General features: G+C 38.5%; 19 protein-coding genes, 6 tRNA genes and 2 pseudogenes. 24 read left to right on the forward strand and 3 right to left on the reverse strand.

What is annotated here, in order from left to right; translation table 11 throughout:
• Positions 1–195: hypothetical protein (locus M3Z76_RS11315; RefSeq protein ID WP_295656390.1), on the reverse strand; the 195-nt coding region annotated here is incomplete at its 3' end.
• Positions 196–723: 528 nt separating this feature from the next.
• On the opposite strand from M3Z76_RS11315, the gene M3Z76_RS11320 reads away from it, so the two are divergent.
• The 21 genes and pseudogenes from M3Z76_RS11320 to M3Z76_RS11420 all read left to right on the forward strand — a co-directional run.
• Positions 724–798 (forward strand) — tRNA-Asn (locus tag M3Z76_RS11320).
• A gap of 129 nt (positions 799–927) precedes the next feature.
• Positions 928–1002 (forward strand) — tRNA-Glu (locus tag M3Z76_RS11325).
• A gap of 32 nt (positions 1003–1034) precedes the next feature.
• Positions 1035–1110 (forward strand) — tRNA-Val (locus M3Z76_RS11330).
• Positions 1111–1126: 16 nt separating this feature from the next.
• Positions 1127–1210: transfer RNA gene (locus M3Z76_RS11335), tRNA-Tyr, on the forward strand.
• A gap of 14 nt (positions 1211–1224) precedes the next feature.
• Positions 1225–1299, forward strand: a tRNA-Gln gene (locus M3Z76_RS11340).
• A gap of 16 nt (positions 1300–1315) precedes the next feature.
• Positions 1316–1388: transfer RNA gene (locus M3Z76_RS11345), tRNA-Lys, on the forward strand.
• A 172-nt stretch (positions 1389–1560) separates the two neighbouring features.
• The gene (locus tag M3Z76_RS11350) at positions 1561–2538 is read left to right on the forward strand and encodes a LacI family DNA-binding transcriptional regulator (protein ID WP_293927144.1); all 978 of its coding nucleotides are present in this window, start codon (positions 1561–1563) and stop codon (positions 2536–2538) included.
• Positions 2539–2626: 88 nt separating this feature from the next.
• On the forward strand, positions 2627–4057 hold the full coding sequence (locus tag M3Z76_RS11355) for an aldehyde dehydrogenase family protein (protein WP_293926958.1): 1431 nt from the start codon (positions 2627–2629) through the stop codon (positions 4055–4057).
• Positions 4058–5230, forward strand: a complete 1173-nt coding sequence (locus M3Z76_RS11360; protein ID WP_293926961.1) for an iron-containing alcohol dehydrogenase — start codon at positions 4058–4060, stop codon at positions 5228–5230.
• A 35-nt stretch (positions 5231–5265) separates the two neighbouring features.
• A complete protein-coding gene (gene ahlS, locus M3Z76_RS11365; RefSeq protein ID WP_293926964.1) occupies positions 5266–6102 on the forward strand; it encodes an AhlS family quorum-quenching N-acyl homoserine lactonase in 837 nt (278 codons plus the stop codon).
• A 92-nt stretch (positions 6103–6194) separates the two neighbouring features.
• Positions 6195–6794, forward strand: coding sequence for a TetR/AcrR family transcriptional regulator (locus M3Z76_RS11370; RefSeq protein ID WP_293926967.1), 600 nt, complete (start codon positions 6195–6197; stop codon positions 6792–6794).
• A gap of 92 nt (positions 6795–6886) precedes the next feature.
• Entirely contained in the window at positions 6887–10846 is a 3960-nt protein-coding gene (locus M3Z76_RS11375; protein WP_293926970.1) for an InlB B-repeat-containing protein, read from the forward strand.
• Positions 10847–11113: 267 nt separating this feature from the next.
• Positions 11114–12013, forward strand: a complete 900-nt coding sequence (rocF, locus tag M3Z76_RS11380; RefSeq protein WP_293926973.1) for an arginase — start codon at positions 11114–11116, stop codon at positions 12011–12013.
• 172 nt (positions 12014–12185) lie between these two features.
• A complete protein-coding gene (gene sigW / locus M3Z76_RS11385) occupies positions 12186–12749 on the forward strand; it encodes an RNA polymerase sigma factor SigW (RefSeq protein WP_293926976.1) in 564 nt (187 codons plus the stop codon).
• A 13-nt stretch (positions 12750–12762) separates the two neighbouring features.
• Entirely contained in the window at positions 12763–13374 is a 612-nt protein-coding gene (locus M3Z76_RS11390) for an anti-sigma factor family protein (RefSeq protein WP_293926978.1), read from the forward strand.
• A gap of 394 nt (positions 13375–13768) precedes the next feature.
• Positions 13769–14596 carry a diadenylate cyclase CdaA gene (gene cdaA / locus M3Z76_RS11395; RefSeq protein WP_293927147.1) on the forward strand — a complete coding sequence of 276 codons (828 nt, stop codon included), beginning with the start codon at positions 13769–13771 and terminating at the stop codon, positions 14594–14596.
• A complete protein-coding gene (locus M3Z76_RS11400) occupies positions 14589–15599 on the forward strand; it encodes a CdaR family protein (protein ID WP_293926981.1) in 1011 nt (336 codons plus the stop codon). The genes cdaA and M3Z76_RS11400 overlap by 8 nt, the downstream gene beginning before the upstream one ends.
• A gap of 95 nt (positions 15600–15694) precedes the next feature.
• Positions 15695–17047 carry a phosphoglucosamine mutase gene (glmM, locus tag M3Z76_RS11405; protein WP_293926983.1) on the forward strand — a complete coding sequence of 451 codons (1353 nt, stop codon included), beginning with the start codon at positions 15695–15697 and terminating at the stop codon, positions 17045–17047.
• Between the two features lie 107 nt (positions 17048–17154).
• Positions 17155–17679: a type 1 glutamine amidotransferase domain-containing protein gene (locus tag M3Z76_RS11410; protein WP_293926986.1), complete on the forward strand. Its 525-nt coding sequence runs from the start codon at positions 17155–17157 to the stop codon at positions 17677–17679.
• Positions 17680–18252: 573 nt separating this feature from the next.
• Positions 18253–20055 carry a glutamine--fructose-6-phosphate transaminase (isomerizing) gene (glmS, locus tag M3Z76_RS11415; protein ID WP_293926988.1) on the forward strand — a complete coding sequence of 601 codons (1803 nt, stop codon included), beginning with the start codon at positions 18253–18255 and terminating at the stop codon, positions 20053–20055.
• 152 nt (positions 20056–20207) lie between these two features.
• Positions 20208–20864, forward strand: a pseudogene (locus M3Z76_RS11420) (TnsA endonuclease N-terminal domain-containing protein); the annotation flags it as partial.
• A gap of 58 nt (positions 20865–20922) precedes the next feature.
• Here the strand turns inward: M3Z76_RS11420 and M3Z76_RS11425 are convergent.
• Positions 20923–21000 (reverse strand): annotated as a pseudogene (locus M3Z76_RS11425) (nitroreductase family protein); the annotation flags it as partial.
• A gap of 233 nt (positions 21001–21233) precedes the next feature.
• Between M3Z76_RS11425 and M3Z76_RS11430 the strand changes: the two are divergent.
• The 3 genes from M3Z76_RS11430 (at position 21234) to M3Z76_RS11440 (ending at position 22819) form a co-directional block, all read left to right on the forward strand.
• Positions 21234–21695, forward strand: coding sequence for a GyrI-like domain-containing protein (locus M3Z76_RS11430; RefSeq protein ID WP_293926994.1), 462 nt, complete (start codon positions 21234–21236; stop codon positions 21693–21695).
• A gap of 107 nt (positions 21696–21802) precedes the next feature.
• Positions 21803–22288, forward strand: a complete 486-nt coding sequence (locus M3Z76_RS11435; protein ID WP_293926997.1) for a GyrI-like domain-containing protein — start codon at positions 21803–21805, stop codon at positions 22286–22288.
• Positions 22289–22348: 60 nt separating this feature from the next.
• Positions 22349–22819, forward strand: coding sequence for a peptide-methionine (S)-S-oxide reductase (locus M3Z76_RS11440; RefSeq protein ID WP_293926999.1), 471 nt, complete (start codon positions 22349–22351; stop codon positions 22817–22819).
• A 220-nt stretch (positions 22820–23039) separates the two neighbouring features.
• Here M3Z76_RS11440 and M3Z76_RS11445 read toward each other — a convergent pair whose 3' ends face one another.
• Positions 23040–24308, reverse strand: coding sequence for a hypothetical protein (locus M3Z76_RS11445; protein ID WP_293927002.1), 1269 nt, complete (start codon positions 24306–24308; stop codon positions 23040–23042).
• Positions 24309–24804: the final 496 nt, after the last annotated feature.

Below are 24804 nucleotides of genomic sequence, written 5' to 3' on the forward strand. Positions count from 1 at the left end.
GTTGGGGGTTTCCCCCTGTGAGAGTAGGACATCGCTTCGCAACAATGAGACCACTGAATATTCAGTGGTTTTTTTGTGCATATAAAATCCCCCGCTAATTAAATTGGGCCAAATAAGTTGTTTTACGGGCGAGTTCAATGCATAATCGGGCGAATTTCTACCCAAAATAGGCGAATTATTTTTGATAGCTCTCATTTAAAGTCTCCTATAATACAAAATATGGTTGAAAAATCTTATGAGAGTAGAACGAAGCTTCGTAGTTTGCCGATAGAAGTATCAAAGTTACTGATAGAACAGATAAAGCTGCTGATAGAATACAAAAACTTGCCGATAGACTTTGCCATAAACACTAAATGTTCAAGCATTCTATATGTTAAATTATGAGGAATGATCTTAGCGATTATTTTTTAAAGGTAAAATAATTTTCTTCCCCCTGCTGTGCTGTGTTGAGGGCGCTGATGGTAGTTGAGTATAGCTTCACAACAGGATGCACCGCTGGTTAAAATGGGCGAATCATGTCCTTTAAGCTGCTCTCATATGTAATAATAAGAACACTCTTTTGATTAAATTTTATTTAAATAGCCACACTTAAGAAGAGCGTTAAATGAGATAATAGATAAAGTTTTGTTTATTTAAAAAAGTGCTTGTAATAATTAAAATGCTTGATATAATAATTAATGTACTTAGTAGCAGATGACGAAGTGCATAAGTAAATAGTAACGTTCCGAAGTAGCTCAGTGGTAGAGCAACCGGCTGTTAACCGGTTGGTCGCAGGTTCGAGTCCTGCCTTCGGAGCCATTTTTTTGCTTATTAATGGAAATGACAACATTATATTAGTATTGTTTAAATAAAAAATTATTTTTTCAAAAAAGGCTTGTACAAATTAAAAAAACATGCTATTATAATACTTGTCTTGTTTGAGGTAATGGCCCGTTGGTCAAGTGGTTAAGACACCGCCCTTTCACGGCGGTAACACGGGTTCGAATCCCGTACGGGTCACCATTTTAAATTTATATTGTATAGCACTCAATTATGGAGGATTAGCTCAGCTGGGAGAGCACCTGCCTTACAAGCAGGGGGTCGGCGGTTCGAACCCGTCATCCTCCACCATTTCAAGTGTTATGCCGGAGGGGTAGCGAAGTGGCTAAACGCGGCGGACTGTAAATCCGCTCCTTAGGGTTCGGCGGTTCGAATCCGTCCCCCTCCACCATCTTTTAAAATGATTGGGGTATAGCCAAGCGGTAAGGCAACGGATTTTGATTCCGTCATGCCTAGGTTCGAATCCTAGTACCCCAGCCATTTTTTTTATTTTTTTGAGCCATTAGCTCAGTCGGTAGAGCATCTGACTTTTAATCAGAGGGTCGAAGGTTCGAGTCCTTCATGGCTCATCATTATGTAAGGAGTATCTAAAAGATAAAACTTTTAGGTACTCCTTTTTTGTGAAATAGGATATTAAAGTATCCTTCTTCAGTGTTTATAAACACAGCAGTATTTGTTGAAAAATATGTTAAACTAATTATAGATTTTTTTGTTATTTTAGTTTGTAGAGGTGAATGAGCTATCGTATCATCAAAAGATGTTGCAAAATTGGCTGGTGTATCACAGACGACAGTTTCACGTGTTTTGAATACTCCAGACCTAGTAAAAGCATCAACAGTTAATAAAGTGTTGAAAGCTATTGAGCAATTAAATTACATTCCAAATGAACAGGCGAGATTGCTTGTAACAAGTCGAACAAATACAATTGCCTTATTATCTGGGCCATTACATAATCCTTTTTTCTCGGATACGACGGCTGCTATTGTCAAATATGCTAACAGTAAAGGGTATAAAGTAGACGTGCAATTTGTTCAGGATGAGGAATTGGAGCATGCCTATTCGAAAATTTTAGAACGAAAAGTGGACGGAATTATTTTATCTTGTATTTTGTATGAGGATCCTTTTTTTGAAAAACTCAAGAGATTGGATATCCCTTTTATTACATTTAATCGTAAGCATCAATCGAATGAAAACTTTGTTGAAATCGATAATGAACAGGCAGGCTATATCGCAGCACAAACATTACAAACGGTAGGGCATAAACATATTGCCTATGTAGGCGGTCATTTAACTGTTAGCACATACGCAAATCGTTTTAAAGGGGCGCTACGTGTGTTAGGGGAAACGATACCAGAGGAATATATATATCATTCGAATACAACGCGTACAAGTATTAGCCAAGGAATTGATTATTTATTACAGCAACCGACTGTACCAACGGCTATTATTGGTGCTTCTGACTCGATTGCATTAAATGTCATTGATGAATTGCTAAAACGAAATATTCGTGTGCCGGAAGATATAAGTGTTATCGGTATCGATAATGTGGAACTAGCCGCATATGAACAAATTCAATTGACGACAGTAGGGCATGCAACAGAAAAAAATTTAGGGTTAATCGCCATAACTAAGCTTACAGAAATGATTGAAAATAAAAAAAATTCTTGCGTGCGTATTACGGAATCTGTTAAACTCTTTAATAGAAAGACTGTAAAATAAAATACGTATTAATCAATGCGTGTTTTTTTATAATAAAATGGTTACGTATTCATAACTGAAAATTCTAAATAATGAAAGGGTGCTTAAGTTGCAAAAAAAAATGTATATCAATGGCGAGTGGGTTTCTACTGCAAGTTATACTGAACTAAAATCGCCATATACAAAGGAAACGATTGCGCAAATACCGCAAGCAGCAAAGGAGGATATCGCAGCTGCTGTTGATGCTGCTGAAAATGCACAACAAGCAATGGCGAATTTAACAGCACTAGAAAGAGCCAACATTCTTTATTCAATTGCTGAGGCTTTCGCAGTAAAGCGGTTAGAGGCAGCAACAATTATTTCCCAGGAAAGCTCCAAGCCATTAAAGTATGCGCTAGGTGAAATTGATCGCACGGTTGAAACATATCGCTTTGCAGGTGATGAGGCAAAGCGTTTAGTTGGTGAGATGATTCCAATGGATGCGGCAAAAACAGGACAAAACCGCTTTGCTTATACGCTAGAACAACCACTAGGCATTATAGCAGCGATTACGCCATTCAACTTTCCACAAAATTTAGTGGCACATAAAGTTGGACCAGCTATTGCAGCTGGTAATACGATTGTTTTAAAGCCTGCGTCACAAACACCACTGTCAGCGTTGTTTTTAGCAGAAATTATTGAGCAAACAGTGTTGCCTAAAGGGGCATTTAATGTAGTGCTAGGAAGCGGTGGCATCGTTGGCGATGCGCTGGTGGAAAATGAAAAGATAAAAATGATAACGTTTACAGGAAGTCCAGCAGTCGGCATTCGAATTAAAGCAAAGGCAGGGTTAAAACGTGTAGCGCTTGAGCTAGGCTCGAATTCAGGCTTGATTGTAGATCAAGGTGTTAACATTCCGCATGTTGTCAATAAATGTGTGACAGGTGCATTTTCAAATCAAGGTCAAGTGTGCATTTCGCTACAGCGTATTTATGTTGTAGAGGATGTATTTGAGACATTTGTTGCAGAGATGGTAGAGAAAACGAAAGGCTTGCATATAGGCTCTCCATTGGAAGAAACAACCGATATTTCAGCGATGATTCATGAAAAAGAGCAGCAGCGAGCATTGCATTGGATTAATGAAGCAGTAGCAGAAGGTGCAAATCTTCTATACGGTGGGACAGTTAAAGATGGCGTATTGCTACCTACAATTTTAGCGAATGTCAATCCGAGCTCTAAAGTAAGCTGTGAGGAAGTGTTTGCACCGATTGTTAGCATCAATAAAATTTCATCCATAGAGGAGGGGATTAAGGCAATCAACGATTCAGATTATGGCTTGCAGGCAGGTATTTTTACGAAGGATATTGCAACAGCATTTACTGCCTCTAAACAGCTTGAAGTCGGTGGTGTAGTCATTAATGATATTCCAACATATCGCGTTGACCAAATGCCATATGGTGGCGTTAAACAAAGCGGGACAGGAAAAGAAGGCGTCAAATATGCTATTCATGAAATGACCGAAACAAAGCTTGTTATTTGGAATCAAGAAGGAGGGCTATAAATGGCTGAAAAAATCACATTTGCCCCTTTAAGCTATACAGGCTGGGGCTCTCTAAATTATTTATCAGAAGAAGTACAGCGTTTACGAGGACAAAACATATTGCTTGTGACAGATCCCTTTTTACATGAAATGGGCTTAACACAAAAAATTATAGCCCCATTAGAAGCGCTCAATTTAACGATTAATGTCTATACAAAGGTTGTGCCAGAGCCACCATTAGCGGTAGCAGAGGAGCTTGTAGCCTATGCGCGGGAGCATCAAAGCGATATGGTCATTGGCTTAGGTGGAGGAAGCGCACTTGATTTAGCTAAATTAGCCGGGATTATTACTGTACATGAAGGTGATGTCAAAGATTATTTAAATTTAACTGCAACACGCAAGCTTCTGCATAAAGGGCTACCAACAATATTAATTCCTACAACATCAGGCACCGGCTCTGAAGTGACGAATATTGCTGTTTTATCATTAGAGGCGACAAAGGATGTAGTGACACACGACTACTTACTTGCAGATGTAGCCATCGTCGATCCAGAGCTGACGATGTCATTGCCACCAAAAGTGACGGCTGCTACAGGTGTAGATGCTCTCACACATGCTGTCGAGGCATATATTTCACGCAATGCCAGCCCTGTTTCAGATGCATTAGCGCTACAAGCAATCCAACTAATTAGTGGCTCGCTACGAACAGCTGTGAAGGATGGGCAAAATAAAGAGGCGCGCATCGCAATGAGCTATGGCAGTTATTTAGCGGGATTAGCATTTTTCAATGCAGGGGTTGCCGGAGTACATGCACTTGCCTATCCATTAGGTGGACAGTTCCATATTGCGCATGGTGATTCTAATGCTGTGCTGTTACCTTATGTGATGGGGTATATTCGTTCATCCTGTGAAAAGCGCATGAAGGATATTTATAATGCAATGGGCTTTAATAGCAGCTATTTGTCACAGGAGGAGGCGTCGCATAAATGTGTGGAGGAATTGCAGCGCCTCGTTGAAGATGTTGGTATTCCTTCTAGCTTGAAAGGTTTTGAGGTTGGAGAAAATGCGCTGATGAGCTTAACGGAGGATGCAACAAAGCAAACGCGCATACTTGCACGTAGTCCAATGCCATTAGAAAAAGAGGATATTTTCGCTATTTATAAGGCAGCATATGATGCTGTTACTTTCAAATAAATAGAAATTAATCAAACAGCAAAGGGGATAGAAAAATGTGTAATAACAAAAAGTTATATGTATTAGACACAGGAACGATGAAGATGGACAAAAATTATATGATTGCCATGCATAACCCAGCAACAATTGATAATCCAAATCCGCCAGCAGAGTTTGTAGAATTTCCGATTTACGCTGTATTAATTGACCATCCAGAAGGGAAAATCCTGTTTGATACTGGTTGTAACCCTGATGGGATGGGGGAGGATGGGCGTTGGCCTGAAGGGGTACAAAAAGCCTTCCCTACATTTGCAAGTGAAGAATGTTATTTGATTAATCGTTTAGAACAATTGAAAGTACGACCAGCAGATATTAAATATGTCATTGCCTCACATTTACATTTAGACCATGCTGGCTGCCTCGAATTATTTACGAATGCCGAAATTATCGTGCATGATTCAGAGCTATCGAATGTCATGAAGCAATTTGCGATGACACGCAATATGGGTGCATATATTTGGGGCGATGTCATGGCCTGGATTCAAAATCAACTGCGCTGGCGCACGATTAAGCCACATGAAAAAGAAGTGCAGCTTGTAGAAGGCATTAAAATTATCAACTTTGGTCCAGGACATGCCTATGGAATGCTAGGCTTGCATATTGAGCTACCAGGACATGGCAATGTTTTATTAGCCTCTGATGCGGTGTATACGGCTGAAAGCTATGGTCCACCGGTCAAGCCTCCAGGCATTATTTATGATTCTGTAGGCTATAATTCGACAGTGGAGCGCATTCGCAAATTTGCGACAGAAAACAATTCAGAAGTATGGTTTGGGCATGACTCCAATCAATTTAAAAACTTTATAAAATCAACAGAGGGCTATTACGAATAGATTTTTACAATTTTAAGGAGCTTATCAAGTAACCATGACTACTTGAAAGCTCTTTTTTTCGTTCTATAATAGGTATATAAGGAGGCATTGCTATGGGAGAAAGAGGAAGACCTAAAGGAGCGAGCGGTGAAGAAAGCCGTGCGCTATTACTGGAAGTAGCTGCAAGGGAGTTTGCACAAAATGGCTATCATGAAACAAAGGTAAGTGCCATAGTGAAAGGGGCCTCATTAAGCCAGCCTACATTTTATTTATACTTTAAAAATAAGGAAGCAATTTTTGAGGAGTTAGAAAGCTTATTCCATACGCGATTAATGGCATTTATAAAGCAAAGTCGTTTGCAACCCGAATTGGAATTTATAACAGTTAAAGCACGGGTTACGCATAATTTAAAGGAAATCCTAGCCTTTTTAGATAAAAATCCATATTTAACGCGGATTGGCTTTTATTTATCAGCAAAAGCAGATGCAATTAAGGCACAAATTGTCGAGCAAATTCGAGACAATCTTGATTATGAGGTTAGGGCAGGTTATTTTCGTAAAGACATTGATACTTCCATGGTAGCAGAAAGCTTAGTTGGTATTATTGAGCGACTAACATTTACGAAAATATTAACAAAACAAAAAAGGCCAGAGGAAATAGCGAATGATATCGCCGATTTATTGTTGGAGGGCATCCGAAATAGAGAAGGCTAATCATTTAAAAAAAGAAAATATGTATTTTCTTTTTTTATAGTTGAATATTACTTTTAAGTAATATAATATTTATTGTTAAAAGGAGGGTATTTATGAAAAAGATAAGGAAACAGACAATTGCATTATTAGTCATTTTATTGCTTAGTTTATATACGGTATTTGGCAGTATCCCTGTAGTAGCAGAAACGAACCTAACTTTGAATGTACTATTAACGGTGGATGGGCAGCCTTATCAGGAAGGGAATATTGCAACAAGCCCAGTCACAATTCACCTCACAACGACTTCAGCTGACAGTGCTAGTATACAAGTGGAATGGTCCAAGGATGAAGGTATATCATGGGAAGCGATTAGTATAACAACACCTCAAGTCATCGCAGAGCAAGGAGAGCATGCTATCTGGTTCCGAGTAAAAGAACAAGTGACGATTAGCAAGCATTTGATTCGTATTGCACCTTTGCATACTCATATATTACTTGAAAATAATATAATTTTTGTCGATGCTAATAACGGTGACGACAATCATAACGGCACAAGCTGGGACGATGCTGTAAAAGACTTACAAAAGGCTTTAGAAAAGGCGGTAGTAGGTGACCAAATTTGGGTTGCTGCGGGAACGTATACACCGACCAAACGAGATAATGACAGTGATCCTCGTACTGCACATTTTAAAATGAAAAATGGTGTAGCGATTTATGGAGGATTTGCGGGGGATGAAAAAACATTAACACAGCGGGATTTTCAAAATAATAAAACGATGTTAAGTGGTGCACTTCCAAGTGGAGGAAATGCTTATCATGTATTTTATCATCCAGATAACTTACACTTGAACGAAACAGCTATACTTGATGGCGTCATCATTACAGCAGGGAATCCTAATCATGCTACACAAAACCAGCATATGCACGGAGGAGGCATGTACAATAGTGGAAATAGCCCAACTCTCAGAAATGTAGTATTTACTGCAAATATTGCCTACCGATATGGCGGAGGAATATACAATTATGAAAGTAATCCAACCTTAATGAATGTGACGTTTATTGAAAATAGAGCATATTCTGGTGGCGGAATGTACAATGACTCAAGTAATCCACAATTAACAGATGTAATGTTTGATAACAATAGAGTTTCCATGAACGGTGGTGGCCTCTATAACAATAACAGTAATCCAATCCTACTAAGTACTGCATTTACAGCCAACAATGCACCAAACAATGGAGGCGGGGTCTACAATACTGGGAAAAGTGATGCTATTTTGACGGATGCCTTATTTAAACAAAATAAAGCAGCTGTGGAAGGTGGCGGAATGTATAATAGTAACAGTAACCCAAAGCTAACTGATGTAGTGTTTGAGCAAAATACTGCAGATTGGTCAGGTGGAGGGATGAATAATAGTAATAGTAGCCCAGCCTTAACGAATGTAACGTTTAGTGGAAATCAGACAATATATGGAGGCGGAATTTATAATATTGGCAGTAGCCCGACGCTAATAGATGTAAAGTTTAATGAAAATACAGCATCCCAACAAGGAGGAGGAATCTATAATAAGGATGCAAGTAATCCAACTTTAACAGATGTAGTATTTGAGGAAAATAAAGCAACTTGGTATGGAGGCGGGATGTCTAATCATGGCAGTAGCCCAGTCTTAACAGATGTAATATTTAATATGAATCAAACGACGTTAGGGGGCGGAATATATAATAACAATAGCAACCCAACCTTAACAGGTGTTAAGTTTAAGGGAAATAGAGCAACAGTGAGATCTAATTCAGGTGGTATTGGAGCGGGTATGTACAACTCTGTAAGTAGTCCGTCCTTAACAGATGCCATCTTTTCTGAAAACATAGCAGATAATGGAGGTGGTGGCATATACAATGGTGGTGGTAGCGAGCCAACCATCACAAATGTTTCTTTTACTGCAAATGAAGCGAGTACAGGAGGCGGCATGTATAATGCGGCAAATACACGCCCAATATTAATAAATGCACTATTTACTTTCAATCAAGCGAAGAATAGTGCAGCAGGAAGTGCACTATATAACTCTGATACTACAGATATTAGTTTAATGAATGCGACCATATATGCAAATGGGCCAACAGCCATTCGCGGAGGCACTGTAAATAGCAAAATTGTTAATAGCATCATTATCGGAAATGCAAATACAGCATCCTATGCAGATTATTTAGGAAAGATGACAAACAGTTTAGTTGATGCATTAGTAGGTAAAGGGCAATTGTTTGATGCTGATGGGAATCCTATAGGTTCAGAAACTTATACATCTGATGATATATTTGTCAATCCAACAGAGGCGAACTTACATTTGAAAACAGGCTCACCAGCAATTGATATGGGGAATTCTAATGCTCATAGTATAATGACAGACCTTGCAGGGAAAAAGCGTATTCAAGGTGCGGCCATTGATTTAGGCGTATACGAGATGCAGTCACGCTATACAGTGACATATCATCCAAATGGTGCGACAGGAGGAACAGTTCCAATTGATAATGGAACATATGAGGAAGAAATGCCCGTCACAGTGCAAAGTAATAGCGGAAATCTAGTGATAACAGGATATACCTTCACAGGCTGGAATACCCAACCAAATGGGAGTGGAACAGCCTATGCGGTAAATTCCACATTCCAAATGGGAATAGAAAATATAACCTTGTACGCGCAATGGACAAAAAACCCAACGTATACGGTTATTTATGAGGCAAACGGTGCAACAACAGGAAATGTACCGCAAGACCCACAACAGTATGAAGTGAACGCCATGGTAACGGTGCAAGGAAATAGTGGGAATTTAATGAAGTTAGGGTATACCTTCGTAGGTTGGAATACAAAAGTAGATGGAAGTGGAATAACGTATACACCAAATTCCACATTCCAAATGGGAACAAAAAATGTAACGTTGTATGCCCAATGGACAAAAAATCCAACCTATACAATTACCTATAAGGCAAATGGGGCAACAGCAGGAAACGTACCACAAGACCCACAACAGTATGAAGTGAACGCTATAGTAATGGTGAAGGGTAATATTGGAAATTTAACGAGGACAGGACATACCTTCACTGGTTGGAACACACAGGCGGATGGAAGTGGTGTAGCCTATGCACCAAATACATCATTGCAAATGGGAGCAGAGAATATAACGCTGTATGCACAATGGAAAGCAAATGAAACAAATGAGGGAAATACGCCAATTACTCCGCCAGCACCTGGTGGTAGCACTCCTTCAGTTCCACCTGAGAGTAATGATTCTACAAATGCGCCATCGACTGAAGAGAAGACCATTCCATCACCAATAAAAATTTCATTTGAGACAAATGGTGGAGAGATGTTAAAGTCGATAGAAATTTTAACGAATACAAAAATCTATAATTTACCTAAACCTGTAAGGGAAAATTATAGATTTGAAGGCTGGTATAAAGATCCACTTTTCACAATCAAATGGACGGAGGATACATTGGTCACTGAAAATATGATGTTATATGCGAAATGGAGCGAGGTATCAAAAGAAATTCAGCGTGAGCTGCTACTTACAGATATTGAGTCACATTGGGCACGAGGAATGATTGAGGAATTGGTAGCGCAAGGTATTATAAAAGGGTATGAGGATAGCACATTCCGCCCAAACGAATCGATTAGTCGTCAGCATGTAGCGTTGTTATTGTCACGTGCTTTTACACTTGACCCGATTCGTTCAGCGGTTGCTTTTTCTGATGTATCACCTAAGCATACTTACTATGAGGCGATATTGACATTGCAGCAAGCGGGTATCATTGATGGGAAAGACGGCGCCTTTTTGCCTAGTGAGAACATGACGCGTGCCCAACTTGCAAAAGTGCTTGTTGGGGTTATGGGACTAGAACCTGAGGGAACTGCATCATTTATTGATGTAAGCAACGATCATTGGAGCACGGGCTATATAGCCGTACTTGAACGAGAAGGCATTGCACTTGGTGATAATGGTGCATTTCACCCAAAGGAATCTGTAACACGCGCTCAATTTGTAGCGTTTTTATATCGTATAATACAACTTCAAAGGTGATAGTGAACCTTTTAATAAAATATTTCCCTATAACATTTATTTGTTGTAGGGAAGTATTTTTTGTAGGAAAATTGAAATGCATATGTGATTGGATTTCTATGTAAATATTTAAATGCTTATATAATAACGTTTATAAGCTATTTAGTGTGTTTTGAACCAATGATTTTTATAAATTTATTGAATGATTATACATAAAATTGTCGAGTTGAGCCAACCGCCTATTTCGTTTTACAATAGAGCTATTACAGAAGGGAGTTTTAACAAAATATGAATAAATCAGTTGCTATTATTGGGGTTCCATCAGATTATGGACAAAGACGTCGCGGTGTAGATATGGGACCAAGTGCCATTCGTTATGCTGGGGTGGTAGAGCGTTTAGAGGCATTAGGATATGCAGTGAAGGATGAAGGCGATATTCGTGTAGAAAAAGCGCCTATTAAAAAAGAACAAAATGAAAAATTACTGAATTTAGATGAAGTAGTAGAAGTATGCTCAAAGCTAGCACAAAAAGTGGAGGACGCGGTAAATGAAAACCATATTCCACTTGTACTTGGTGGTGACCATAGTATCGCAATTGGGACGTTAGCTGGGCTCGAAAAATATAAAAACTTAGGTGTTATTTGGTTTGATGCACATGCAGATATTAATACACCAGAATCCACACCGTCTGGCAATATTCATGGAATGCCATTAGCGGTAAGCTTAGGGCTTGGGCATGAGCGTTTAACATCGATTCATCATGCAGGACCAAAAGTGAAGGCAGAAAATATTATTATTATTGGTGCACGCTCTGTCGATGAAGGGGAACGTGAGCTTATTAAAGAAAAAAATATTAAAGTTTACACAATGCATGAAGTTGACCGTCTAGGTATGACAGCGGTTATGGAAGATGCGATTCGCTATTTACAAGAACGCGGTGTCGATGGTGTGCATTTATCATTAGATTTAGATGGACTAGACCCATTGTATACGCCAGGTGTTGGAACGCCTGTAGCAGGAGGTATTACGTATCGTGAAAGCCATCTTGCGATGGAAATGCTGCAAGAGGCAAGCATTCTTACCTCTGTAGAGTTTGTTGAAGTAAATCCAATTCTAGATGAAAAAAATAAAACAGCAAACGTTGCTGTCGCATTAATTGGTTCATTATTTGGTGAAACATTAGTGTAAGACAATGCCATTAAAGGTGTTGAGAGTGGATTTTTTCTCTCTCAGCACCTTTTGCGCATTTTACTACAATTTCCTAATGAAATTTTGTTATAATAAAAAGAAAAACTGAAACCTTTCTTGAAGGTGTACGTATATGTATTAACAGCTGAGAAGGTAGAGAGGGATTGGCACGATGGATGCGTTAGTGAACAAGAGAATAAAGCAAGTGCTTAAAGGTGATCAAAACGCATACGCCGATATTGTGAACCTCTATCAGCACAAGCTGTATCAAGTTTGTTATCGAATGCTTGGTAACAAGCAAGAGGCGGAGGATATTGCACAGGAAGCATTTGTTCGTGCATATATTAATCTGCACTCATACGATCAAAAAAGGAAATTTTCAACGTGGATATATCGTATAGCCACGAATCTTTGCATTGACCGCATTCGTAAAAAGAAGCCAGATTATTATTTGGATGCGGAAGTTGCAGGGACAGATGGCCTAGATATGTATTCACAAATTGCAGCAGATGAACAACTGCCAGAAGAAGCTGTTGAACAGATGGAGCTACAGGACCGCATTCAATACGAGATTAGCCGATTGCCAGACAAATATCGCTCTGTCATTGTACTGAAGTACATTGAAGAGCTATCGCTACAAGAAATTAGTGAAATTCTTGATATGCCCCTTGGCACAGTAAAGACACGTATTCATCGTGGTCGGGAAGCACTTCGCAAGCAGTTAAACAATTTGTAGGAGGAGAATTCGCATGAGAACGTGTCCTGAACATTACATTGACTACATGCACGATTATTTAGATGGCGATATTACACGTGAGCATGAACAAGAGCTGAAAAAGCATATTCAAAGCTGTGTAAGCTGCCAAAAGCATATGCATGAGCTCAGCGATACAGTGGCATTTGTCAAAAGCGCGACACATATTACAGCGCCTCCACATTTTGAGGCGAATGTAATGAATCGTTTACCGAAACGTAAAAATACACTAGGTATTCAAAAATGGTTACGCAGACATCCGATTATTGTGGCAGCAGCCGTATTCTTTCTATTGATGGGGGCAACTTTAATGGCAAGCTATCCGAACGATAATCAATTTTCTGTAACGACACAATCGAATTTAGTCGTTGATGGGCAAACAGTTATCGTACCCAAGGGTGAAGTTGTTAAAGGTGATGTTGTTGTAAAAAATGGCAACTTAATCATCGAAGGAGAAGTGGACGGGAATGTTACAGTAATTAATGGCAGTTATATGGCTTCTACTGCTGTCGTATCAGGGCAAATCGAAGAAATAAATGAAACATTCGATTGGCTATGGTATAAAATAAAGAAAATGGCAAATGACGTCGCAGCATTGTTTGAATAGTTGATGCAACTTTTTTCAAAATCAGACGTTTGATAGAGGGTGTAGATGAAATGAGGAAAGCATTTCATCTACACCCATTTTTTTCGTAATAATACTTTAGAAAAAGCGACAATAAGCGGAAGTATGTTATACTATTTTTAGCATGATTCAGTAGCTCTTTTGTGTGACAAATAACCGCAGGAGTGCATAGTTTTAACAAATATTTAAAATATCATCTTTTTATAAAATAAAGCCTCTGGAGATATCATAGATTTTGAAGAGAAGCCTGCATGAGAGGGGCATGTGGTGGTGCAAATTAACTTCCACTCGCTCAAAGAAATCTGAACGAAGGTTGGCTAAAGTACAATTGATATGCAACAGTTAGAAAAGTGGGGGATGCCACGTGCAGTTAATAATGAATCAATTTGCAGATTTTACCGCTGTGAATTATATATTTGGCTTTATTGATATCGTCGTTGTCTGGTACGTACTGTATAAGCTGCTTGGTCTCATTCAAGGAACAAAAGCAGTCCAGCTATTAAAAGGGATATTCGTTATTGTGATTGCTAAAATCGCAACATCCCTCTTCGGTTTAAGCACGCTCGATTATTTGTTAAAGCAAGTAATTGAGTGGGGGTTTGTAGGGATTGTTATTATATTCCAACCTGAAATACGGCGGGCGCTTGAGCAATTAGGGCGAGGAAAGATATTCCAACGCTCTGGCAATCATCAAGAGGAGGAACAAACACGCCTAATTGAAGCGATGAAAAAATCAGTTAGCTACATGGCCAAACGACGCATCGGTGCATTAATATCGATTGAAAAAGAAACGGGTTTGACAGAATATATTGAAACAGGTATAGCAATGGATGCAACAGTATCCTCAGAGCTATTAATTAATATTTTCATACCGAATACACCACTACATGATGGTGCAGTTATTATGCAAAAGGATAAAATTGCAGCAGCAGCATGTTATTTACCATTATCTGAAAGTCCATTTATTTCAAAGGAGCTAGGCACACGACATCGCGCAGCGCTTGGCTTAAGTGAAGTAACGGATGCAATTACCATCGTCGTTTCAGAGGAAACAGGCGCAATTAGCCTTACGGTCAATGGCAACTTGCATCGTGATTTGAAGATTGAGGAATTTGAAGCGTTGCTACGCAAAGCATGGTTTGGATCTGAGCAGGAAGCGACACAGGCCTCTAAGTGGACTTGGAGGGGGAAGAAGAATGGATAGATTATTTAATAGTAATTGGTTAATTCGTCTTACAGCATTATTACTTGCGATTGCACTGTTCTTTTACGTGCAATCAGAAAATGATTCCACCCGTAATACACCTAGCTCACAGCAGGCGGATATTATTGAGGATGTGAAGCTTGAGGTATATTATGATGACGAAAATTTAATCGTCACAGGCTTACCAGAAACGGTCGATTTGGGGATCGAAGGACCTATGCAAATCGTCATGCGTGAGAAGCTAGCGAAAGATTATAAAGTATTTGTCGATTTAAATTCATTGTTAATTGGCCAACATAGAGTTACAATACAGACTGAAAACTTTTCTGAAAAGTTAAGCGTGTCAGTTTATCCGCCATTTGCAAATGTTGTTATTGAGGAGAAGGTAACGAAGGAGTTTCGTGTAGAGCCGGAAATCAATAATAGACAAATTAAAGAAGGCTATGTATTGAAAAACATGACTGTTGAGCCTAAATACGTTTTTGTTACAGGTGCAAAAAGTGTTATGGACAAAATTAATTATGTAAAAGCATCGATTAAAGCAGAGGATGGATTGACACAATCATTTAGCCAACAGGCGAATGTGAAGGTATTGGATCGTGATTTAAACAAGCTTGATGTGACGATACAGCCAGAAACAGTAGATATCAATGTGGAAATTGAAGAATATAATCGGGAAATTCCTCTTACACTGAAGCAAACAGGTCAATTGCCAGAAGGTGTAACGATTAACGAGCTATCTTTAAAACAGGAAAGTGTTCGAGTGACAGGTCCACAATCTATTGTGGATTCATTAAACGAAATTGTTGTGGAGTTTGACTTATCTAAACTAACTGAATCTGGCGACTATGAGGCCAAAATTCCGAAGCTAGAAAGCTCTGTGAAGCTAGCGAATGAAACGGTTAAGATTCAAGCTAATCTCACAATAGTAGAGCAAAGTGAAGAAGTTGTATCTACTGAGGCTGACATTCCCTTACCTAGTGAGGATGCAGACGAAGAATAGCTATAGTATAGGCAACGAGGCATACACAATAAAGAAATTCGGGTGTAAGCAAGTCGATTGGATTAACAATGTAGTGTTGAAGGAGAGAAAAAGTAATGGGTAAATATTTCGGAACAGATGGCGTCCGTGGGGTGGCGAATAGCGAATTAACACCAGAGCTTGCATTTAAGCTAGGACGAGCTGGCGGTCATGTATTAACGAAGGATACGGAAAGTAGACCGAAAGTTCTTATTGGGCGAGATACGCGCATCTCAGGCGAAATGCTTGAAGGTGCATTAGTGGCAGGTCTATTGTCAATTGGTGTGGAAGTAATGCGTTTAGGTGTTATTAGTACACCGGGTGTAGCGTATTTAACACGTATTATGAATGCTAATGCGGGTGTTATGATTTCTGCATCACATAATCCAGTAGCTGATAATGGCATTAAGTTTTTCGGTTCAGATGGCTTTAAACTATCTGATGCTCAGGAAGCAGAAATTGAAAGCTTACTGGATGCGCCAGAGGATACTTTACCACGTCCAGTTGGTGGAGACATCGGTTCTGTAAATGATTATTTCGAAGGCGGTCAAAAATATATCTCTTATTTAAAACAGACTGTGGAAGAAGAATTCGTTAATATTCATGTAGCATTAGATTGTGCACATGGTGCAACATCATCACTTGCAACACATTTATTTGCTGATTTAGAAGCGGATATTTCAACGATGGGCTCTTCTCCAAACGGTTTAAATATCAACGACGGTGTAGGTTCTACACATCCAGAAAAATTGGCTGAATTCGTTGTAGAACGAGGTGCTGATATCGGTCTTGCTTTCGATGGTGATGGTGACCGTTTAATCGCAGTCGATGAAAAGGGACAAATCGTTGATGGCGACCAAATTATGTTTATTATTGGTAAATATTTAAATGCAAAAGGTCGTTTAAAGAAAAGCACAATTGTGTCAACAGTGATGAGCAATATGGGCTTTTACAAAGCATTACGTGAGCATATGATGGAAAGCGTGCAAACAGCAGTAGGCGATCGCTATGTTGTTGAGGAAATGCGTGCAAACGATTATAATTTCGGTGGTGAGCAATCAGGTCATATTGTTTTCCTAGACTTTAATACAACAGGTGATGGCTTATTAACAGCAATCCAGCTTGTTAACATTATGAAAGTAACAGGGAAACGCCTATCAGAGCTAGCATCTGAAATGACTGTTTTCCCACAGCGCTTAGTGAACATTCGTGTAACGGACAAACATGCGGTGACAACAAACGAAAAAGTAGCTGCAGTGATTGCTGAAGTGGAAGCGGATATGCAAGGCAATGGCCGTGTATTAGTTCGCCCTTCAGGCACGGAGCCGTTAGTTCGCGTAATGGTTGAGGCTGCAACAGAAGAGGACTGTACAACATATGTAGAGAAAATTGCAGAAGTTGTACGTGCAGAAATGGGCTTAGCTGAATAATAGAGTATAGCTGCTGGAAAACACTTTTCAGCAGCTATTTTTTATGTTTACATATTGCAATAAAGGGGAAATATACAACTGTACCAAATTCAAAGGAGTGTAATGAAATGGCAAAAATAGCAACATTAATTACGGACAAGTTTGAAGACAGTGAGTACACGAGCCCGAAAGAAGCGTTAGAAAATGCAGGGCATACAGTCATTAACATTGATAAAGAAGGCAATAAAACAGTGACAGGGAAGCAAGGAGAGGCTACTGTTAAAATTGACTACGGTGTAGCCGAAGTGAATCCAGCCGATTTTGATGCCTTATTAATTCCTGGAGGCTTCTCCCCAGATTTGCTGCGAGATGATGATCGCGTTGTAGCGTTTGCGAAGCATTTTATGGATGAAATGAAGCCTGTGTTCGCTATTTGTCACGGCCCACAGCTATTAATTACTGCAAAGTCATTAGAGGGACGCGATACGACAGGCTATAAATCCATCAAGGTAGACCTAGAATATGCAGGCGCAAAATTCCATGATGAGGAAGTATTTGTTTGTCAAAAGCAACTTGTAACAAGTAGAACACCGAAAGATTTACCAGCATTTAATCGAGAAATTGTGAACCTTTTACAGGAAAAGGGACTATAATAAAGTATCTGTAGGCGATGCATCGTCTACAGATTTTTTTAACCAACTTCGTCAATTATGATTGGGCAAAAGTTCAAAATCCTGACACAACCACACTTTAGTATATTTGAGATAAGTGTGCAGACGATTGACGAACCGTGATATTTTTTGTATGATGAAAAAGCTTATTGCATGCGCCATAAAGGAGGAAAGATAGTGCGCCCTATAAATTTAAAAGGAAAACAATTATAGCGCCTGAGCTAAGGAAATAGAGCGGACATCATCCTTAGTTGACGAGGTGGAGGTTTATCGAAAATTCGGCGGATACCTCCCGATTGACAATGCCCAGTCGTCATATTCGTTTTAAAGCAGGAAAGCGATTTTCTGTACAGAGGAACGAATCGGCATCAAATAACGAGTACAAAACTACAAAGCCTTACCGCCAATGCGTCTGTTAAACAGAGCAGCCATAGGCAAAAAAGGCATTGATTTGTAGTCTATTTCGTATTGCCTTTTACCTCGATAAAAAATAAATATTGATTTTAGATTGCAAATAGTAGTGTTGTCCTCGAAACGACTTGGAGGAAATATACGATGTGTGGAATTGTTGGATATAATGGATTTTTAGATGCAAAGGAAATTTTATTAAAAGGGTTAGAGAAATTAGAATACCGTGGCTATGATTCAGCTGGTATTGCAGTTCACAATGAAGAGGGTATCACAGTATTTAAAGAAAAAGGTCGCATTGCTGATTTACGCAAGGCAGTGGATGAAGACGTTGTATCGACGGTTGGTATCGGTCATACACGTTGGGCAACACATGGTGTTCCAAATCGCCGCAATGCGCACCCGCATCAAAGTGCAAATGGTCGCTTCACACTAGTGCACAATGGTGTTATTGAAAACTATCATTTATTGCAAAAAGCTTATTTAAAGGGCATTCAAATGCAATCTGATACAGATACAGAGGTGCTTGTACAGTTAATCGAGCTATTCGTAAAGGAAGAGGGCTTATCAACAGTAGAGGCTTTCCGTAAAACATTATCTTTAGTACATGGCTCATATGCATTAGCTCTATTAGATAATGAAGATGCAGGCACTATTTATGTAGCAAAAAATAAATCACCATTGCTTGTTGGCGTTGGGGAAGACTTCAATGTCGTAGCATCTGATGCGATGGCAATGCTACAAGTAACAGACCAATTCATTGAATTACATGATAAAGAAATTGTTGTTGTACGTCGTGATAGCGTAGAAATTTCAAAGCTAGATGGTCGTATCGTAGAGCGCGCACCATACACAGCAGAGCTAGATATGAGCGACATTGAAAAAGGCACGTACCCACACTATATGCTAAAGGAAATGGATGAACAGCCAAATGTCGTGCGTAAAATTATCCAAGCATATGAGGTAGACGGCGAGCTAGCAATCGATGAGGAAATTTTAACTGCACTAAATGCGGCAGATCGCCTTTACATTATTGCAGCAGGCACAAGCTATCACTCAGGTCTTGTTGGTAAATCCTATTTCGAAAAAATGGCTCAAATTCCTGTCGAAGTGCATATTTCAAGTGAATTTGGCTACAATATGCCATTGCTTTCAGAAAAGCCTTTATTCATCTTCCTTTCACAATCTGGCGAAACAGCAGATAGCCGTCAAGTATTAGTGAAAGTAAAGGAAATGGGCTACCCAGCACTTACAATTACAAACGTACAAGGCTCAACACTATCGCGTGAAGCAGATTACACGCTACTTTTACACGCAGGTCCAGAAATCGCTGTAGCTTCAACAAAAGCATATGTAGCGCAGCTAGCTGTATTAGCAGTAGCCGCATACGTAGCAGGCAAAGCACGCGGCAATGCCGTTGACTTCGACCTAAAGCAAGAGCTAGCAATCGCAGCAACAGCAATTGCAGCAATTATCGACTCAAAAGAAGCAATGGAGCAAATTGCAGAAGACTACTTAAAAATCGCTCGCAACGCCTTCTTCATTGGACGCAACCTAGACTTCTGCGTCAGCCTAGAAGGAGCTTTAAAGCTAAAAGAAATCTCTTACATCCAAGCAGAAGGCTTCGCTGGTGGCGAATTAAAGCACGGTACAATCGCTTTAATCGAAGAAGGCACACCTGTCTTTGCATTAGTAACACAGGAGCAAGTAGCCCTTAATATTCGCGGTAACGTAAAGGAAGTTGTAGCACGCGGAGCTCACGCCTGCATCATCGCAAGCGAAGGCTTAGAGGAAGAAGGCGACCGCCTTGTCCTGCCACGCGTACACCCATTGCTAACACCATTAGTAAGCGTTGTGCCACTACAGTTAATCAGCTACTACGCAGCACTACACCGCCGCTGTGACGTGGATAAACCACGTAACTTGGCGAAGAGTGTTACGGTGGAGTAGGGTTTTGGATTTGGAATAAAGTCATGTAGATTTTAAATAAAGTTATACCGTTTTAAAAAAAGATGTACCGTTTTGAAAAAAGTCATACTGTTTTTAAAAAAGTTGCACCGTTTCACCCCTTTGGATTAAACTAATTCAAAGGGGTGTTTTTTATGTCTAAAAGAACTAGAACATCTAAAAATGAAAAGTGGATTAAAGAAGGTCGGGGCTCTGGTGTTGGTTCGGAATATAAACCTTGGCTAAACATTCAAGACGTTGCTTCCAAAGGTCGTTCCACACGTTTAAAGGGCATTAAAACAAACAGGCAGCATGAGTTTCTATCTGATTTGGAACGAAACTACTTTTATTTAACTGAATATTCTGATTTTATTGTCGATATTCGAGAGCAATTTCCTTTACTACCGTTGGAAGAAACAATTGTCATTGCAGATGAATTAGGTCTTAAACATCCTATTAATCCAAAAACGCATGAGCCAGTTGTGATGACAACGGATTTTTTATTAACTGTAGATAAAGGAGAAGGATTTGTTGAGCTTGCCAGAACAATCAAAATGAAGGACGAGCTGTTAAAAGAGCGCGTTATTGAGAAGTTTGAGATTGAACGTGTTTATTGGGAAAGAAGACAAATTAATTGGGGCATTGTGACGGAGTTAGAGATTCCTAAAGAAATGGCACGGAATATTAGTTATATTCATGACTATTACGATATTCAACAATATGATGCTTTTCAACACTTAAGTTTGCAGCACATTGAAGATTTAGCAATGGCACTGTTGCAGCGAATACTAAGTAAAGGTGAAAGTATTCGAGAGTAAGCGTCAAATAATGCCCACCTGAAAAACTAGGTGGGCATTATTTGACGCTTACGAATAATACAGTTCCATAGCCTGCTTTGAAGGCATCCATTTTTTGTTGTGTACCTGAAAAATTGCCATTGCCCACCATTGTTTACTACAATTTAATCGCTCCTGTATTAATATAACCAACGTTTGCCTTGGCAATTCAATGAAAATTAAATTTCTATAGCCAACAACTAAGCTCAAATACTATCAAAAAACTGTAGTTAGATAAAATTACCGCCTTGTTTAAATCAATGATTGGTAATTTACCATAAAGGTGGAAAGGTATTTATTAGTGTTTTGTAGAAATTATAACGATATTTAAAGGGGGAATGAAAAATGAAGGAAATAATGATTCAAGAACTTGATGAATTAAAACTAGTTGGTTTTCGTGTTTTGTGTTCAGGTGACCAATACTTAGTTGAAATACCTAAAGCGTCGCTCATATTAGACAAGCGTATAGGTGAAATTAAACAGGTAATTAATCCAGATACACAAATTGGCGCATTTGTTGTAGAAAATCAAACTCCCGATGAAGATGGTTACTGGGTTAGTGTTGAAGTAAAGGAATATGAGGACGTCCCAGTTGATATGGTGACGCTAACTATACCTCCACAAAGATACGCTGTTCTAAGACATACTGGTTCTAACCGTGAAATAAGGGAAGCGTATAACGGCTTACATAAGTGGGTTGAAGACAATAAATACGTAAGACTGAAAAATAAATGGCATTTAGAAAGGTTTTACGAATGGAAGGATACTGAAAAGGTAGATGTAGATTTGTTAGATACTATTGAATAACGTGTGCCCGTATACATGATGATTGATAGATTAAGGAGAGCCATTGAACCGATAGCGAAAGCTGTTAAAAGGAATTTACAAATTTTAAAAGCTAGGGAGGAAATAAAGTGAGCTACGAAATTAAAACGTTACCAGCCTATAGGGCAATAGGATTAAAATGGGAAGGGACATTCTCCGAAATTGTACCAAGTTTAAAAAACGTTATTCAACAAATTAGAGACCGTGTTGATGAGCTAGAGAATGTGGTAAATCCAACTATTCAATTAGGTCTATCTTATCATGTAATTGAAAATGGATTCGCACATTACGCAGTGTATGAAGTGAGTGAGAATCAAAAAATTCCTGATGGGATGATTGAAATACGAGTGCCTGAATTAATCTATGTAAAGACGACACATAACAAAGGAGAAGATATACAAACGACATATACGAATTTGCATCAATGGTTATTTACTAGTGACTACACTGCGTTTAGAGAGGCTGATGTAAATTACTACGACCCTTATATGCCGATAAAACATGAATACTGCTATGTTGATAGTGATCCAAATGATCCACATTTTGATATTTATATACCGGTTGTAAAAAAGTAATATTTATTTAATTAAATATGCGAGAAAGGATACTAATAAGTAAAGAGGGCGTTAATTAATATGGAGATTGTATATTTTGCGGGTGGCTGTTTATGGGGAGTTCAAGCTTTTATTAAAACATTACCTGGTGTTGATTTTACAGAGGCAGGAAGAGCGAATGGTACAAGCCAAACACTTGAGGGAGAGTATGATGGCTATGCCGAATGTGTAAAAACAGGCTTTGACCCAACAGTTGTTACAATCAAGGAATTAATGGGCTATTTCTTTGAAATCATTGATCCATATAGCTTGAATAAACAAGGGCAAGATGTTGGCGAGAAATATAGAACAGGTCTGTATAGCGAAAAAACTGAGCATTTAGAAGAGGTGAGGAATTTTCTTAGTGAGAGAGATGATTATGACCGCATCGTTGTTGAAGTGTTGCCACTTACCAATTATGTAAGAAGCGCAGAAGAACATCAGGATAGGTTAGCTAGATGTCCAGATGATTATTGTCATATTCCGAAAGAGCTATTGAATAAGTATAAGTAAGGACGATTATTAGAAAGTGATTTATAGGAATTTAATTAGATTAATAAAAAATCTCAAACTTACTATTAGATATATAGATAGGTTTGAGATTTTTAAACGTTTATTTAACTCGATAATATCCTTTGCAAAAAAAATAGAGTTTTTCGGCTTAATTGCAATTAACAATGAATTGATTATATCTGAGCCACACTATCTTGTTTACACCGATATATCAAACAAATTATAAATCATCTAACGCTATAACTTCCCCACTTGATGCATTCACACCGTACTGACAATCTAATTTTCCGCATAAAATGTATTTATTTTGTTTAAAGTCATAAACATAGTAAGGCTTTAGTTCAAATAAGCTTGTAAGTTTTTCATATGCTTCTTCTTTTGTGATTGTTATTTGAGCAGGTATTTGAAAGTGATCAAAAGTTTCCAGCATTGGTTTGTTGTCCATATAATTGGCAACTTGCCAACTTTCTGGATCAATCATCACTTTAATTTTTCTCTGAAATACGCGATAGCTCTGCGTATTGGCTACCAATGTAGCTTGAATATACTCTTTATCACGATAAAAGTGCTTTAGTATCCAATTGCCTGATTCGTTTGGATACTCTTGCCGTAAAAAATTTGTAACTGCCATAATACATTTCTCTTGTTCTATAGCTGCAATTGGGAAGGAATCAGAAGAAGGCTCGCATGAAAATGCTTGTTCTGCTGTAAAATCTTTAATCCAATTAATCTCTTTTCTTTCAAAAGGTATATTTATTGGTTCATTCCAATAAATTGCTTGATCAATTTCTAAAAAATAACTTTCAGCTGCAAAAACTTCAAATGGAATCGTAGTTATGCTGTCATTTGTGACAAAAATCTCTTCAATTGCATATATAGAATGTAATTTTTTATGCTCATAGGAAGGGAATTCAATCAATTTTAATTGCTCTTTTTGCAAATGTTCTAATTTAGTAAGAGAAAGGGCATATTTTTCCTCTTTAATCAGTTCTTTTAAAGGAAATTGGCCATTGATTGAAAACAAGGTAAGCTTCCCCTCTGGATTAAATTTAATGTCAATATATCCTGGTGGTGAAACGGCAATACCATCAATGTTTGCCATAAAAAGAAGCTCGCCGGTCTCTTCTCTTTCCAATCGAAATTGTTCCCCGTACGTTAGTTCTGTTTCTTTCTCAATCCATTTTATAATGTCTTCCGTATTAGGGGTATTAAACACCAACCCATTTTCTGCATAGTTCTTTCCTGCTACAAAAATAACACGCTCAAATTTGCGGTTTTCCATATTTATCTCAATAATTGCTGTGCCATCTGGATTTAGACCATCATCATCTTGAACAGTATGATTGGGAAACCAATCCATACACAATGTATAGATTGTCTTATTGAAGATATTTACATTCCGATAGAAATGATATTGTTGTAAATAATAATTGTTTAATCCGAATTTACTTTTTGTAAAGTCAATTAATTGTTGTACTCGTTTGTCCACTTGTTCGCCTCCAAGGTTTATTTATCATTTTCAAATCAATAATAATGATACTGGAATTGATGCTTATTTTCCTCTTTATGATGGGGAGATTTGCATAATTTATAATTGTTCAATTATAATAAGTCCACATTATAAGAGGAAAATCCATACTTAATATCGAATTGGTAATTGTTTGAGTGAATTATATGGAGGGGTTAGTATGGAATGTAAAGTATGTCCGCAATGTAATAGCAACAATATTTATAAGGGCGTTATGTAAGCTGCCCATGCTTCATTACATATGTTTCCTGAAGAAGCATTCAACAAAAATGCACGGCTTAATTCTCATCTAAGAAAGAATTCTAAAATCAGTTCCTATTATTGTTAAGGCTGTGGTTATATTTTAGGCATGTTTGTAGATGAGCCAGATAAACTGATGTAATTAGAGGGGGGCAAGCTATGAAAACTCTGCAAATTAAATTTCTACCGCTGCTCATAATCCTTGCTGGCGTAGCCA

It is taken from the genome of Metasolibacillus sp. (assembly GCF_025291715.1).
Classification (GTDB): Bacteria; Bacillota; Bacilli; order Bacillales_A; family Planococcaceae; genus Metasolibacillus; species Metasolibacillus louembei.